Source organism: Paenibacillus vortex V453, from assembly GCF_000193415.1.
GTDB lineage: Bacteria > Bacillota > Bacilli > Paenibacillales > Paenibacillaceae > Paenibacillus_AQ > Paenibacillus_AQ glucanolyticus.
The window spans coordinates 13812-28319 of record NZ_ADHJ01000014.1 but is presented as its reverse complement, the minus strand read 5'-3'; the positions used below and the strand labels follow the sequence as shown (position 1 = coordinate 28319).

Sequence of the window (14508 nt, the reverse complement as noted above, 5' to 3'; positions counted from 1 at the left end):
CTGGCCTGCTGTTTTTCTATTTCAGGATCTCTTCAATACGAGTTTGAACCTCTTCGCTGAGTTCAATGCCGGATGCCTTCGCATTCTCGGTTACCTGTTCCGGACGGCTTGCGCCGACAAGCGCACTGGCAACGTTTGGTTGACGCAGAATCCAGGCAAGCGCCAGATTGCCTACGGACACCTCAAGCTCTGCCGCAATCTTCTCAAGCTCATGAACCTTCGCGATTTTTTCCTCGGTAATGCCTTTGCGCATCCAATCCAGCTTCGCAGCGCGGCTGTCAGCTGGAATATCCGAAGCGGAGGTGTATTTCCCTGTGAGCAGTCCTTGGGCCAGCGGGGAGAATACCACCTGACCGATGCCCGAGCGCTCGCTGAGCGGAATGATTTCTTTCTCGATATAACGTTCAAACATGTTGTAGATCGGTTGGTTTACCACGATACGGTCCAGCAAATAACGATCCGCTACGGTCAATGCTTCCGCGATTTGCGAAGCCTGCCATTCACTGACGCCAACATACAGCACTTTTCCTTGGCGAACGAGATCATCAAGCGCGCGAAGAGTTTCATCAAGCGGTGTTTCCGGATCATGACGGTGGCAGTAGAAAATATCAACATAATCATGGCCCAGACGCTTCAAGCTGGCATGCGCCTGCTCCATAATGTGCTTGCGGGACAAGCCGCGATCGTTCGGACCATCACCCATCGGCCAGAAAGCCTTGGTCGCCAGCACATACGATTCACGCGGATACGCTTTCAGCGTTTCGCCAACCAACACTTCAGCCGCACCCTTTTCATAGACGTTCGCTGTATCAAAAAAGTTAATACCCAGGTCATAAGCCGTCTTGATGGCGTTCACCGCATTCTCGCGCTCAACATAACCGCCGTAAGTAAGCCAGCTTCCCAAGCTGATCTCACTGACCTTGAGACCTGTGCGGCCCAATTTTCTATATTTCATTGCAATTCCTCCTTCAATAAGATAACGATAGTGGTACATCTGTTATTCTAAATTAGTTCCTATTCTTAGGGAAGAAGTGAAATGTTCTTCACTATATTATAGAGAGGATAGCTGATATACTTGAGTATAGTTAGTAGAATATCGGAGGGAGCCTTTCATGATGGGGAATAAATCGAGCAGCTACATACCCAAAACACCCGAACATATCGAATGCAATATCGAAAAAACGCTACTGGTCTTAGGCGGAAAATGGGCATTTCTTGTCATCCGCGAGCTCTTCGGCGGCACGAAACGGTTTGGCGAACTCCAGCGAAAGATCCCGAACGTCAGTCCGCGGGCACTGACCACAACGCTTCGTCATCTGGAAGAGCAGGGCGTGCTTGAACGCGAGGTATTCCCTACCGTTCCGGTTACGGTCGAGTACACCTTGACCCCCAAGGGCATGGATCTGCACGTCATCTGCAAGGAAATGAAGCTGTGGGCGGCGCGGTGGACCTGACCCTCTCATATAAGCCATATAAAACAAGACACCTTTCACTATAGAGAAGGTGTCTTGTTTGGCATTCGGCTGACCGTTTCACCCGGCCTCATCACACTTCCGCGTACGCCTCCGCAGCAGCATGCAGATAATAAGCCAATCCCGTCTGCTGCTCCTCCAGCATTCGAAGATGAAATTCATCGCGCAGGAAGAACTTCGTCTGCCCCGCAAAATCGGCAGCCGAGAAGGTGTGACCCTGCTCGTTCATAAACTGCAGATGATTCCGAATCGAAAGCTGAACACGCTCATCATCGTGCTTGATCCCGGTTATGAGAGCATTCGCTATGGCGGACATAAAAGCGGCTGCTTCCCTCGCCTGCTCGTTCATACTGGAAACATCGATTGGCTCCCCCTCCAACAAATCCACGTCATACTGCTCTTTCAGATGCTGATTCTGCTCCGCTAACGCATCCTCCCATTCTTCTGCACTGCCGAAGCCATTAAACAGATCTTGAGGTTCCATCGCCAGACCCTCCTTCGTGTAATGAATGGAACGCCGTAAGGTCTGAAGGATGCTCTCCAGCCGATCCTGCCTCTCCTGGAGCAGCTGCTCCTGCTCTGACAAGATGGAGAGCCGCTCCGGCGTCTCCGTTAGCAGCTCTTTAACTTGCTCCAAGGAGAAATCCAGCTCCCGGTAAAACCGGATTTGCTGCAGCCGTTCCAGCTCCTTCGTCCCGTACAACCGGTAACCGGCATCACTTATTTCGGCAGGCAAGAGCAAGCCGAGTTTATGATAATGATGCAGTGTCTTGATGGTCACCTTGGACAGAATCGACACTTCTTTTACCGTATATAACATAGGTGTTCCCTCCTTCGACCTTCAGTCTAAGGCCTCCTCTTAGAGGAGAGTCAAACCGAAAAAACCTAAAAATAAGACGAGTGCTTCTGCACCCGCCTCATCTAGTTCTTACCGTATACTATATCGCATATAAGACGCCTCATGTTCTCTTGGTTTCAGGTCATGCAATTCCATTATGGCTGTTCCAGTTCCAATCCCCAAGCAACCCCTTGTCTCATTACGCTTGCAAACGCCTCGTTCATCAGTCCTTCCTCCCGGTGGGCAGGCGTGATGCAGACCACTTTCCCGCTTCCGTAAGGATGAGCCCAGCCCGCGACGGACTCCCCGTCCACAGACTCCGAACGAAGGAACACTTCCGTCTCTTCTTCCCGGCAATGCACAAAGTAATGCTCATCCAGAAAGCCGAAGCGATCGCCCGCTCCTCCCAGAGCTGTCCCGGCTACAGGCGTATAGATCACCTCGCGGTGCACATCCGGATGATAGTCAAAGCTGCCGCGCAGCATGTTAACGTACTCTCCATCCTCCGCATATGACGCGAGCCCCGAGTGCCAGGCTATCCATACGCCACCGGCGGCAACATAAGCCTGAATCTGATGCTCCGCCTCGCTGGTCATCCAGCGCTTGTCAGGGCTCCCTTGAGGATCAATCCGATCCTCGGCAAAGAGCACCACCGCATCCGGCTGTTCCTTCAGCCTATCGGCTAATTCGGTCACGGCCCCATAACGAAGCTGAACCAGGCCTTGTTCCACAAAGGGCTTCACGATTCGGTTCAGGGAATCCGTGGCGAGCTGTCTGTCATGATAAAAATCGCCAACGATGGCCAGTATGTGTTTGGGTTGTGCCATTATAAACTCCTCCTTTCCTTGGTGCAGCACTAATAGGATCGAAACGCAGGCCCCTATTCTAAAAAGGCATCGTCTCGCCCTTATGATTGATCATCCAGCCGTCCTGCTCCGGCACCATGCGGCGTTCCACCAGATCCAGCAGGCCCTTGGCGGTATCCACGGGATCACCCGGTGCCTGATCTCCGCCCATCGGGGTACGAATCCAACCGGGATGCACGGCGTACACCATGAAATTATCGGCAGCAAGCGCCTTGCGGAGCTGGGCCGTGAAGAAGATCAGTCCGCTCTTCGATATCGCATACGGATAATCGCCGCCATAGGCGCCCGTGAAGCAGCCCGCCTCCGACGATACGTTGATAATGGCGGGTGCCGAACTCCTGCGGAGCTGTGGCAGCAGATGTTTTACCATTTTCATGGGCCCATAGAGATTGGTCTGCATGCTCTTCTCGACATCGTCAAAGTTTAAGTTCTCGATGACTTGATCCCGGCCATTCAGAATGCCGGCATTGTTAATGACCGCATCCACTTGATCCCACATCTCATGGATCTCTTCTGCCGCGGACGCAATGACGGCTTCCTGATCCACATCAAGATTCATGATCTGTAATTGCGCCGGGTAGTCGGATCGCAATGCTCGAAGCTCTGGATGACTGCTCTCTGTGTTCCGTACACCCGCCACGATCTGATGCCCGCGGCCAAGCGCCTCCCTCGTCAGTTCGAGGCCCAGCCCCTTATTGGCTCCGGTGATCACGATGTTCAATATGGTTCACCCCTTTGATTGTTGACTTCATTCTATTCCTTCTCTGCGAATGGGATCATTCTTCTCGTTCCCGTTGTGCATACCTCTCTAATCCTGCTTCGGACCGAGCTCCTGCAATCCAAGCGTAACGCCAAGTTTATCTTCGGAGTCAAAATAGCCGTAACGGTCCGTGCCCCATACTCGCCTTTATGGTTCAACGGATACCCTTTCCCTTCCAGGAAATCAATATGCTGATTAAAACCGTTTACGGTGAACATTACAAAATGCACGCCCTGCCCGCGGGATTGCTTGTATTCATTCCACGGACTCGGCTCATCATAAGGCTCCAGCAATTCCAGCACCATCGGTCCCATCTTCAGGACACACATCTTCGTCCGGGTCGGGCGAAGCTCCCCCCGCTGCCACGTATACGAATCCTCCGTCGGTTCCGGTGCGGCATACGGATCGGGTATCGATATAGGCGGCATCTCCATGCCGAATAATTCACAATAGTGCCGGGCCGCCGCTTCTATATCATGGACGACGATTCCCATTTTGAGCAAGTGATTGTTCTCCATATGATTCATTCGGCTCTCTCCTTCATCATGAAGATAATTCTTATTTGTCGTTCTCCAGCAGCTCGATCAGTACCTTCAGCTCACTAAACGTATCCACGTAGGCGTAACGGCCGCCCGTATATTCCCCCTTCTGGATTAGAGGCATGCCGCTGCCATTCAGAATCTCAAGCTTCTCCTTCATCCCCTCAATGACAAATGCAATGTGGTGGACCCCTTCGCCATGCGTATCCAGAAATTCGCGCCAAGTCGATGGCTGCTCATCCGGCTCAATCAGTTCCACCTGCAGCTGGCCGCAGTCAATGAAAGCCAGCTTCGAACGGGCTTCCGAAGGACCGCCGTTGTATTCGGTCTGTGCGACTTCCCGAGTATCGGTCCAGAACCATGTCGGAGGCTGGATGCCGAAAAATTTAGCATAACTCGCTCCCACCTTCTCGATATCCTTCACGATAATTCCGATCTGTGTAATGACTTTGGTTCCCAGCATACTTTGCTCCATAATTTCCATATCTCCTTCTAAGATCAAGTTTGATGGCTTGGTATATTAACGCGGAGCAGAATTACTCCTCCGCTTTAAACCCGTTGGATAGCTTGAATAAAAATAAAGTGATCAGCAGCGCAATGACGAGCAGGATCCAGGCCATGGCCGAAGCGTAGCCCATCTTGGCATACTGGAAGGCATTTTGATACAGGTACAGGGAATAGAACATCGTGGAGCCGTCCGGACCGCCGTTTGTAATGATGAAGGATTCCGCAAAAGACTGCAGCGTCCCGATCATGCCCGTAATGACATTGAATACAATCGCCGGTTTCAGCATCGGAATTGTAATATGAAACACCTGTCTCCATGAGCTGGCCCCATCGATTGAAGCCGCTTCGTAGAGGGAATCCGAAATGCCCTGAAGCCCTGCCAGATAAATAATGATCATCTGTCCCGAGCCCCAGAGTGCCATCAGCACAAAAGCCGGTTTTGCCCAAAAAGGACTGGAAAACCAACCGGGTCCCTCGATCCCGATGAACCCGAGAATCGTATTAAGCACGCCGTTGTCCGGCTGCAGCACCCAAATCCAGAGAATCGACAGCACAACAAGCGGAACCAGCGTTGGCAGGAAGAACACCACCCGGAAGAAAGCCAAGCCCCGAATGCGCCGGTTATTCAGCAGAATCGCGATGAATACCGACCCGACCGTTGTCACCGAGATGCCAACCACAATCATGAACAGCGTGTTGTACAGCACCTTGTAGAATAAGGAATCCCCCGTAAACAGCTTGACGTAATTGTCCAGACCCACCCACACCGGCTCATTGATGATGTTGTAATCAGTCAACGAGTAATACAATGAACTGAACAATGGATATGCCGTAAATAGCAGGAACCCGATGATCCAGGGTGAAATGAACAGCAGCCCATTCCTCAGATTTTTACGGTCTGTCTTGGAAGACATGATGCCCCCATCTCCCCTCTATCCTTTAATTCCCGAGAAGGTAATCCCCTGGATGAAATATTTTTGAAGCAGGAAAAAGATGACGAGTACCGGCAGGGTCATACTCACGCCGACAGCCATCAGCAGCGTCCAGCGCGGATCGTTGACGGACATAATCTGCTGGATGCCAAGCGACAGCGTATACAGCTTGTTATCGCTCAGGAAGACGAGCGGACCGATAAAGTCTCCCCAGGCTCCTGTGAAGGCGAAGATCGCCACCGTTATAATGACGGGCAGGGATAGCGGCAGAGTTAACTGCCAGTAAATACGAAACTCCGATGCACCGTCCACCTTGGCCGATTGGGACAGCTCTTTGGGGATGCCTATGAAAAACTGCCGCAGCAAAAAGATAAAGTACGCATTGCCAAGGAAGGCCGGAACCACCAGCGGCTTGAACGTTCCGATCCAGCCGAACTTCTGGAACAGGACAAACAGCGGTATCATCGTCACCTGAAACGGCAGCATCATCGTCATGAGCACTACGATAAACAAGGCATCGCGGCCCTTCCATTCAATGCGGGAGAAGCCGTAAGCAACCAGCGTATTAGCTAATACTCCGCCAAGGATCGCCATTGCGCAGATGTAGAGCGTATTCTTGAAGTACAGCCAGAACGGAAACTGCTGAAATGCGGTTACATAGTTGGACCATACCGGCTCGGACGGAATCCAAACCGGCGGGTCCGCGAAGAGCTCCGTATTGCTCTTGAGCGATCCGGATATCAGCCACAGAAACGGGATGATATAAGCAAGTGCGGCCAAAATCAGAATGATATAGATGACATAGGTTTCAATAGACTGTCCCTTGAATTTGGTGCGGATAGAAACCACCTCACACTTCTTCTAACCGGAAGGTCCGGCTGACTAGTGCCTACAACTGATAACAGCTTGATCAAGCCGCCCTTACTTCTTCTTGTCTACTTCTTCTTGTCTACTTCCTCCTGGAGCTTCTTCTGGGCAGCCTGAAGCAATGGCTGCGGATCATGGTTGTTATAGATCACGCTGTCGCGCAGCAGCATAAGCTCGTTGGACATCTCCTTGGCAACCGCCGTCAGCGCCGGATGGCCGGAATCCGGGGAGCTTGCGACTTCACGCACGATTTTATAGATCTCATCGCCCTCTTTATCCCACTTGATTGCGTCGTTTTGCTCCTTGTATATGGACAGCGAACGCCACTGGTTGATGTTGTCGGCCATAATTTCCGGTTTCACCCCGAACAGAATGAATTTCATGGCGGCTTCGGGATTCTTCGCGCCTTTGGGAATCATGAAGATATTCGTGCCGAAGTTGGACGAGTTCTTCCGCCCTCCATCCGGTGCCGGAATCGCAGCTACCTTATAATTCACATTCGGAGCATACTGCTTCAATGCGTTGCTGAACCAATTGCCGTTGATGGTCATCGCAACCTTGCCCGAGAAGAATGGATGATCCGGGGAGAACGCCCCGCCAAAACCGGAAGAGAACGATTTGATTTTCTCGGGATTATATTTCTGTGCGTACGTGTTCATCCAGTTGTACATCTCTACCAGGTGCGGATCATCGAGCTTCACTTGTTTGGAAGCGGTGTCATAATAATCTGCGCCAAAGATATAACCCCACATGTATGACTCGTCCCCGGCGTCCAGCCAAGGGATGAAGCCCAGTCGATCGATTTTATCGCCATTCAGCTTCGTTAATTGCTCAGCCGCAGCATCCAGCTCCTCAATCGTTTGTGGTGGCTGATCGGGATCGAGACCGGCTTCCTTGAACAGGTCCACATTGTAGTACAGCAAGTTGACGTTGGAATCCTCAGGGAACAGGTACGTTGTGCCCTCCACCTTCATTAGATCCCGGTAAGCATCCAGAATTTCATCCTCTTTAAAATCCGTAGCTGCAAGCAGATCGTCGATCGGCATCAATGCCCCCTGGGCAGCCAGTGCGTATGCGCTTGCATATTCATTCGTAATGACAACATCCGGCGGGTTGCCCCCGGAAATCGCTGCAAGCAGCTTGCCATTCGAAATGCCGCCATCTGGCGGAACATAAGTAGCATTAAACTCAATATCCGGATACTCCTTCGTAAATTCGTCCATTCGCCATTGATCCCATTTCTCCGAATCGCCGCCCCATGGATACCAATACGTTAATTTCCCTCCATTCGATGAGTTTCCGCCTGCATTCTGCTCTTCTGAGGCACCTGTGCAAGCAGTAAAAACGAGACTGAAGCATAAGACAGTCAACAGCAAGACCCATCCCCTGTTCTTCATTGGCCAATCCCTCTTTTCGTTTAGGATAAGTTTCTCGTCTCCTTATTTCTCTATTGATTTGGATGCAAATTACGCGAATGGCTGCCCTCCTTTTTTGTGAACACGTGTTTATTTTGAATCAAGAAGCAGCTTACCTAAGTAAGCCAACCTCCTGGATCAAACTGAACTTGATGGTTAACCAATCTAATACGCTGTCGTATGCATCACCGCAACGGCTGGCAGGAATCCCGGATCACCAGCTCGGTTGTTCCCACATAACGCTTCGAATCCGTCGAACTGACTTCAATCGTTTCAATCAATTTGCCGGTCAAAGCATCCATCATATCGGAAAAATCCACATGAATGGACGTCAGCGCAGGATGAATCCTCGCACTTAACAAATGATCGTCAAAGCCCATTAATGAAATATCGCCGGGCACGTTGATGTCTGCCTCGTTCAATGCACGCAGCGCTCCGAAGGCAACGCTGTCGTTGCAAGCAAAGATCGCTGTCGGTAAATCCTTTGTCACTTTGAGCCAATGCTGCACGGATTGATAGCCGCTTCGCTCCGAGAAGTTGGATGGAATGATCCAGTCGGACCGGACCTGCAAGCCATGGGCCTCCATTGCCTGCCTGAAGCCCTCCAGCTTCTCCGGTCCCGACCAGCGCAAGGGGTCTCCGGCAATATGCGCAATCTGGCGGTGTCCCAGACTGTAGAGATAGTCGACACCCTGCCGCATACCCTCCAGGTTGTTGAAATTGCTGATCACCCGGTTAGGCTCAGAACGCCCTTCCAAATGCTGATCGACCACACCGACCACAAAGCCATCCGCAATCAGCTCCTCAATGAACGGCTCGTGATTCGCTGCACCGATAAAGATGCCTCCGTCGATCCGCTGCTGGTAGAACGTATTCTTCACATTCCGCATGATGTCATCGTCTTTCGTATTGCGGATAATGTAGGTCAGCACGTAATATCCTCTCTTGGATGCGCTCTCAATTACGCGGGTAATGAGTGCGTTGGTGAGCGAATCGTTAAACACTTCCTCGCGGGAAACCATGAACAAACCGATCGTCGACGTTCTCTTCCCCGACATAATCCGCGCAGAGAAATTGGGTGCGTAATTATACTGCTCGATCACCTGCATGACCTTCTCCCGCGTAGCCTGGGGAACATTCGGGTAGTTATTGATGACTCTGCTTACCGTGCTGCGAGAAACACCGGCCATTCTGGCGATCTCCGTGCTGTTAATTTCAGACTTTTTCAATCGAGTCCCACCTCATTAACACGTGTTCATAAACGGGCGTGTATATAATATGTACTGTGTCGTCCATAGAAGGTTGTAGACAAGGTTCTATGCAGATTTCTCCGTGACATATCAATCGGATACTATCACTGAATCGTGGACACGTGTTTACATTTACAATGTAATCGCTTCAAAATGTTTTGTCAATATAAATAATCAAATCACGATGGCTCCAAACTGCCGTAATTCCTTACGCCTGCCCGGTCTCTATTAGAAAAAATGATTTTTCCTCAGTAGTTTGCTAGAATGGTCAAATATGCAAACGTATAACAGAAAGGATGTTCAACGAACTATGAAAAGAAAATGGTTGAAATACACCATGCTCCTGTTATCCATTGGAGTCTTGGGGATCGTCTCCTACTACACCTACTCTATCATCCAATTCTCAAACCATATTTCCACGGCTGTGAAGCCAGCCGAAGAAACCGATACGGCTCACAACGAAGTTGTTGAAATTCCTAAATGGGAAGGAAAAGAGCGCATCAATATCCTCCTCATCGGTGGGGATTCCCGCGGTGATGACGCTGGCAGATCGGACACCATGCTGGTTGCCTCCATCGATCCGGTTACGAAGAGAGCCCATCTATTCTCGTTATTGCGCGATACTTATGTAGAAATTCCCGGGCATGGCAAAGGACGGCTGAATTCGGCATTTGCTTATGGAGGGATCGAGCTGACCAGACAAACCATCGGCGATTTGTTAGACTTGCCCATACATAAATATATATATACGGATTTTGTCGGGTTCATAGCGCTTGTCGATTCATTAGGCGGAGTCGATATCGAAGTAGAGAAAGACATGTACTATACCAGCAAAGCCGACAAGCACATGTACGACATTGATTTGAAGCAGGGACTGCAGCATCTGGACGGTAAAATGGCCCTGCAATACGTGCGATTCCGGCATGATGCCAAATCTGATTTTGCTCGGACGGAACGACAGCGCATCCTGATGACGGAAGTCGCCAAAAAAATGCAGACCACGAACTCTCTTATCAAACTTCCGGGCATCCTGGATTCGATTGCGCCCTACATCGAGACTGATTTAAGCCCCAAAGAAATGCTGAAGCTGATGGCTCTCGGCTTTGACGTGAATCTGGACAAAATCGACCAGCAGCAGCTTCCCCCGTTCTCGCTGTTGTCCAACGAGAAGGTCGGACGAGCACAGGTGCTCGGCGTAGACAAGAATAAATTGCAAGCGTATGTGAAGCAGCTATTCGAAAATGATACGTTTCAATAAATAACACGTGTTGGGAGGGCTTAGCCCTCTTTTTTTTCACTTTTCTATACCGTCCGAGGACGCTCCTGCAGCAAATCCGACGGGGCGCTGCCCGTCACTCGTCTGTAAATCCTGTAGAAATAGGAGAGATCCTGGTAGCCGAGAAATTCGGCAATCTCCTGGACCGTCAGCTGCGATTCCGTTAACAAATAGACCGCACGCTTCATCCGCTGAGCATGCACGTATTGGCTGATCGTCTGCCCTGTGACACTCTTGAACAGCACGGCAGCGTAATTGGGTGTTTTGGCAATGGCATCACCGAGCTCCTCTTTTGTTATTTTCTCGCGGTAATGCCGCTCGATATACGACTTCATCCGCTCCACATGCAGGTGTTTCTCCGGCGTAATTGCGCCTCTGTCGAGCTCCCGGCTGATATAAATCAGCACTTCTGTCAATAATGCTTCTATCAAGATAACATAATAAGAGGGGCGCTCGTGCCACTGCTGATGAATTACCTTCAAACGCTCGTGAATCAACTCATAACAGCCGGGTTTATGTTTCAGTGCTTCTGCTCGTTCAAGCACTGACAATCCCGTCGACACCGCTTCGGTCCATTGAACCATGATTTGAGTATGCGTTACGGTGGGGATGCTCTTCCCATAATACGGAACACCGGCTGGAATAAGCAGCAACTCTCCCTTCTCCATAATCAGCTTATCTCCATTCACCCAATATACACATTTTCCATATGTCACAAGGCTTAAGCGCCACGTTCCCTGCTCTGGATCAGCTTCTTCATACCAATCGACACCGCTAACTTGCCGTACTTCCACCGGGGTACCCATGATTCACCTCATCTCCATACTATATTCCAATCATTGTACTATAGTTCATATCATGATTCGACAAGACAGGCTACAATGTGATCATTAAGGATGATTTAATTCAATCGAATGCTGCAAAAAAATGCTGGAGGATACAATTAAAGGAGGAGCAACCATGCAAAAAACAAAAATGATCTGTACAATGGGACCTGCGTGCGATTCCGTTGACATCTTGAGGGACATGATCCAGGAGGGAATGACCGTTGCCCGCTTAAATATGGCACATGGAGAGCTGGAGGATCATGCAACCCGTATCCGGAATATTCGCCGGACAGCTGCCGAATTAAATACGTATGTGCCCATCATGATGGACATTAAAGGCCCCGAGGTGCGCATCGGCAAGCTCAAGGAGGCTTCCTGCCTTCTGCAGGCAGGTCAGGAGCTGATCCTGACAACAGAGGAAATTCTGGGGGACGCACAACGCATCTCGGTCAATTATGCCGAACTGCATCTAGTGGTTAAACCCGGTGACCGTATACTGATTGATGACGGGCTTGTGGACCTGAACGTACTTCATGTTGACGGCAAGGATATTCATTGCAAAATCATTAGCGGCGGTACTCTCAAACCGCGCAAAGGCGTCAACCTGCCAGGAATCAAGACGACGCTGCCCGGTGTGACGGAACGTGATATCATGCATATCGGCTTTGGTCTGGAGAATGGCGTCGAGATCATCGCCGCTTCATTCGTGCGCAGTGGCGATAACATCCGTGAAATCCGCAGTATCCTGAAGGAACGCGGTGCAGAGCATGTGTTAATCATCTCCAAAATCGAGAACGGTGAAGGCATGGAGAACCTGGATGACATCATCGAAGCTTCAGACGGAATCATGGTCGCCCGCGGAGACCTCGGCGTGGAAGTGCCAATCGAAGAGGTACCTATGATGCAAAAAGAAATGATTGATAAATGCAACCTCGCCGGTAAGCCGGTTATCGTGGCAACCCACATGCTGGAATCGATGCAGGTTAATCCACGACCAACCCGCTCCGAGGTGAGTGACGTGGCTAACGCGGTGATTCAAGGTGCCGACGTTGTCATGCTGTCCGGAGAATCTGCCGCAGGCAAGTATCCGGTTGAGTCTGTGCGCACGATGGCTGCAGTTGCCCGCCGTGCCGAGACGATGATCGACTACAAGGAGCAGTTTGCATTCAAATCCAGACAACAAGTGGCGGATATTACCGAAGTCATCAGTCAAGGGGCTGTCAGCTCTTCCCTCGTCCTGAATGCCAAAGCCATCATTACGGCAACAGAGAGCGGATTTACCGCGCGAATGATATCGAAATATCGGCCGCAGGCACCGATTATTGCCGTTACGCAGCACGAAGAAGTGTTGGCTAAAATCTGCTTGCTGTCCGGCGTCATTCCGGTCAAAGGCGACAAGGTTACGACTACGGACGAAATGTTCGAATCCGCTACCCGCAATGCAATCAAGACGGGCTACATCGAAAAAGGCGACATTATTGTATTGTCGGCCGGTGTGCCGATCGGTCAATCCGGCAACACAAATCTCATTAAGGTTCAGCAAGTGTAATATGTAATCTATAAGGCCTCCAATCGATTTATTCGGTGCCAATCCGTCCCTCTGGGCATATAACTAACTCAGAGGAATCAGCGCAAGGGTGATGTGCGCTGTTTCGTATCGGATAAACCGAACATTGTATCGGAGGTCTTAAACATGTATATACCGCATCAGATGGGGAAGCCGTGGCAGCCGTCTGCAAACCCTCATCCCAAGCAAGCTCACCGTTATTCAAGTCCGTACCAGATGCTCTTCCACTGGAACCGCCTGGACTGGAATTTCCCGAATCCTTCGATGAAGCAGCGATTCGAGGAGCATCAGTATTGGAAGCACTGCATGCCCGCAGGCATCAAAGTGGACCATCAAGGACGCTTCTACGTATCGGTTCCGCGCTGGGCGGAAGGGATTCCCGCTACGCTGAACACCATTGTGATGGTGAACGGCAAGCCGGTGCTCGACGCTTTTCCAAGCTGGGAGTGGAATACGCCGGGGGATGTGCGGATGCTGCAATCCGTCCTTGGCTACGAGATCGATGAACATAACCGGATGTGGATTCTGGATCAGGGAAAGATCGCTTACGACACTTCACCCGAAGGCTCGCAAAAGCTGGTCATCTGGGATCTCGGCACAAACCGCCTGATCGATTCCATTGTCATCCCGGACGATATCGCTCCGCCCCGTACATCGTTCCTGAACGATATCGTAGTGGATAACCGGAACGGTTATGCCTATATCACCGATTCGGGCTCCGGCTTTCCGGACCACCCGGTGTATGGCGGGATCATCGTCTATCATATGAGAACCAGGAAGTTCCGGCGGGTGCTGGACAGTCATTACAGCACGCAGGACGTGCCCCGTTTCCGGTTTGAGATCGACACCGAGCCGGTCTACCGGAACAAGCCGGTCCGAATCGGTGCGGACGGCATCGCTTTATCTGCTGACAGAAGCACGCTGTTCTACTGCGCGGTTACAGGACGCAATCTGTACGCTATCGATACAGGACTGCTGCGGAATTTCAATATTCCCGATTCGATCATCCGGAATTCCGTTCAGACCCTGGGCAGCAAAGGAACGACGACCGACGGAATGCATGCGGACAATAAAGGCAATGTATTCTACACCATGCTGGAAGGCAAGGGCATCGGTTATTATTCACCCTACACCCGCTCCTTCAACAAGCTGCTGTCCGACGATAGAATGCTGTGGGTAGACGGGGTGGCTTTTGATCAGTTCGGCTCTATCATCTTCAACAATAACCGCCTGCACCGCATGTTCGAGGAGCCGCAAAATATCGACTGGGACGATCCCTACAATCTGATCATCTGGAGAGCCTATATCGGGCCCGATGTGAAGTCGTACTTGTATGGTTAATGGTCCATGAAAAAAAGGGATAGGCAGACCGGGCTCTCAAGCCTTTTGCCT

The 14508-nt window shown here is 50.8% G+C and carries 15 protein-coding genes; 4 read left to right on the top strand and 11 right to left on the bottom strand.

The window, feature by feature from the left end; all coding sequences use genetic code 11:
• Positions 1-16: 16 nt before the first annotated feature.
• Entirely contained in the window at positions 17-955 is a 939-nt protein-coding gene (locus PVOR_RS07090; RefSeq protein WP_006208452.1) for an aldo/keto reductase family protein, read from the bottom strand.
• A 160-nt stretch (positions 956-1115) separates the two neighbouring features.
• Between PVOR_RS07090 and PVOR_RS07085 the strand changes: the two genes are divergently transcribed.
• A complete protein-coding gene (locus tag PVOR_RS07085; RefSeq protein ID WP_036642884.1) occupies positions 1116-1454 on the top strand; it encodes a winged helix-turn-helix transcriptional regulator in 339 nt (112 codons plus the stop codon).
• Positions 1455-1545: 91 nt separating this feature from the next.
• On the opposite strand, the gene PVOR_RS07080 is transcribed toward PVOR_RS07085, so the two are convergent.
• The 9 genes from PVOR_RS07080 to PVOR_RS07040 all read right to left on the bottom strand — a co-directional run bounded on the left by PVOR_RS07080 (position 1546) and on the right by PVOR_RS07040 (position 9425).
• Positions 1546-2292 (bottom strand): MerR family transcriptional regulator, encoded by a 747-nt coding sequence (locus PVOR_RS07080; RefSeq protein WP_006208450.1) that lies wholly within the window; start codon positions 2290-2292, stop codon positions 1546-1548.
• A gap of 173 nt (positions 2293-2465) precedes the next feature.
• Positions 2466-3137 (bottom strand): ThuA domain-containing protein, encoded by a 672-nt coding sequence (locus tag PVOR_RS07075; protein ID WP_006208449.1) that lies wholly within the window; start codon positions 3135-3137, stop codon positions 2466-2468.
• A gap of 58 nt (positions 3138-3195) precedes the next feature.
• The gene (locus tag PVOR_RS07070; RefSeq protein WP_231888108.1) at positions 3196-3888 is read right to left on the bottom strand and encodes an SDR family NAD(P)-dependent oxidoreductase; all 693 of its coding nucleotides are present in this window, start codon (positions 3886-3888) and stop codon (positions 3196-3198) included.
• 41 nt (positions 3889-3929) lie between these two features.
• Positions 3930-4463, bottom strand: coding sequence for a VOC family protein (locus PVOR_RS07065; protein ID WP_006208447.1), 534 nt, complete (start codon positions 4461-4463; stop codon positions 3930-3932).
• A 31-nt stretch (positions 4464-4494) separates the two neighbouring features.
• Entirely contained in the window at positions 4495-4950 is a 456-nt protein-coding gene (locus PVOR_RS07060; protein WP_006208446.1) for a VOC family protein, read from the bottom strand.
• Positions 4951-5011: 61 nt separating this feature from the next.
• A complete protein-coding gene (locus PVOR_RS07055; protein WP_006208445.1) occupies positions 5012-5896 on the bottom strand; it encodes a carbohydrate ABC transporter permease in 885 nt (294 codons plus the stop codon).
• 18 nt (positions 5897-5914) lie between these two features.
• On the bottom strand, positions 5915-6763 hold the full coding sequence (locus tag PVOR_RS07050) for a carbohydrate ABC transporter permease (protein ID WP_006208444.1): 849 nt from the start codon (positions 6761-6763) through the stop codon (positions 5915-5917).
• 86 nt (positions 6764-6849) lie between these two features.
• Entirely contained in the window at positions 6850-8178 is a 1329-nt protein-coding gene (locus PVOR_RS07045; RefSeq protein ID WP_006208443.1) for an ABC transporter substrate-binding protein, read from the bottom strand.
• Between the two features lie 203 nt (positions 8179-8381).
• Positions 8382-9425 carry a LacI family DNA-binding transcriptional regulator gene (locus PVOR_RS07040; protein ID WP_006208442.1) on the bottom strand — a complete coding sequence of 348 codons (1044 nt, stop codon included), beginning with the start codon at positions 9423-9425 and terminating at the stop codon, positions 8382-8384.
• Between the two features lie 331 nt (positions 9426-9756).
• Between PVOR_RS07040 and PVOR_RS07035 the strand changes: the two genes are divergently transcribed.
• Entirely contained in the window at positions 9757-10704 is a 948-nt protein-coding gene (locus tag PVOR_RS07035; protein ID WP_006208441.1) for an LCP family protein, read from the top strand.
• A gap of 44 nt (positions 10705-10748) precedes the next feature.
• Here PVOR_RS07035 and PVOR_RS07030 read toward each other — a convergent pair whose 3' ends face one another.
• A complete protein-coding gene (locus PVOR_RS07030) occupies positions 10749-11528 on the bottom strand; it encodes a helix-turn-helix transcriptional regulator (protein ID WP_006208440.1) in 780 nt (259 codons plus the stop codon).
• 154 nt (positions 11529-11682) lie between these two features.
• Between PVOR_RS07030 and pyk the strand changes: the two genes are divergently transcribed.
• On the top strand, positions 11683-13098 hold the full coding sequence (gene pyk / locus PVOR_RS07025) for a pyruvate kinase (protein WP_006208439.1): 1416 nt from the start codon (positions 11683-11685) through the stop codon (positions 13096-13098).
• 144 nt (positions 13099-13242) lie between these two features.
• Positions 13243-14457: an L-dopachrome tautomerase-related protein gene (locus PVOR_RS07020; RefSeq protein WP_006208438.1), complete on the top strand. Its 1215-nt coding sequence runs from the start codon at positions 13243-13245 to the stop codon at positions 14455-14457.
• Positions 14458-14508 lie beyond the last annotated feature (51 nt).

Coding starts and splice junctions, on each gene's coding strand:
- PVOR_RS07090 (WP_006208452.1), bottom strand. CDS start 955: ATGAAATATAGAAAATTGGGCCGCACAGGTCTCAAGGTCAGTGAGATC.
- PVOR_RS07085 (WP_036642884.1), top strand. CDS start 1,116: ATGGGGAATAAATCGAGCAGCTACATACCCAAAACACCCGAACATATC.
- PVOR_RS07080 (WP_006208450.1), bottom strand. CDS start 2,292: ATGTTATATACGGTAAAAGAAGTGTCGATTCTGTCCAAGGTGACCATC.
- PVOR_RS07075 (WP_006208449.1), bottom strand. CDS start 3,137: ATGGCACAACCCAAACACATACTGGCCATCGTTGGCGATTTTTATCAT.
- PVOR_RS07065 (WP_006208447.1), bottom strand. CDS start 4,463: ATGAATCATATGGAGAACAATCACTTGCTCAAAATGGGAATCGTCGTC.
- PVOR_RS07060 (WP_006208446.1), bottom strand. CDS start 4,950: ATGGAGCAAAGTATGCTGGGAACCAAAGTCATTACACAGATCGGAATT.
- PVOR_RS07055 (WP_006208445.1), bottom strand. CDS start 5,896: ATGTCTTCCAAGACAGACCGTAAAAATCTGAGGAATGGGCTGCTGTTC.
- PVOR_RS07045 (WP_006208443.1), bottom strand. CDS start 8,178: ATGAAGAACAGGGGATGGGTCTTGCTGTTGACTGTCTTATGCTTCAGT.
- PVOR_RS07035 (WP_006208441.1), top strand. CDS start 9,757: ATGAAAAGAAAATGGTTGAAATACACCATGCTCCTGTTATCCATTGGA.
- PVOR_RS07030 (WP_006208440.1), bottom strand. CDS start 11,528: ATGGGTACCCCGGTGGAAGTACGGCAAGTTAGCGGTGTCGATTGGTAT.
- pyk (WP_006208439.1), top strand. CDS start 11,683: ATGCAAAAAACAAAAATGATCTGTACAATGGGACCTGCGTGCGATTCC.
- PVOR_RS07020 (WP_006208438.1), top strand. CDS start 13,243: ATGTATATACCGCATCAGATGGGGAAGCCGTGGCAGCCGTCTGCAAAC.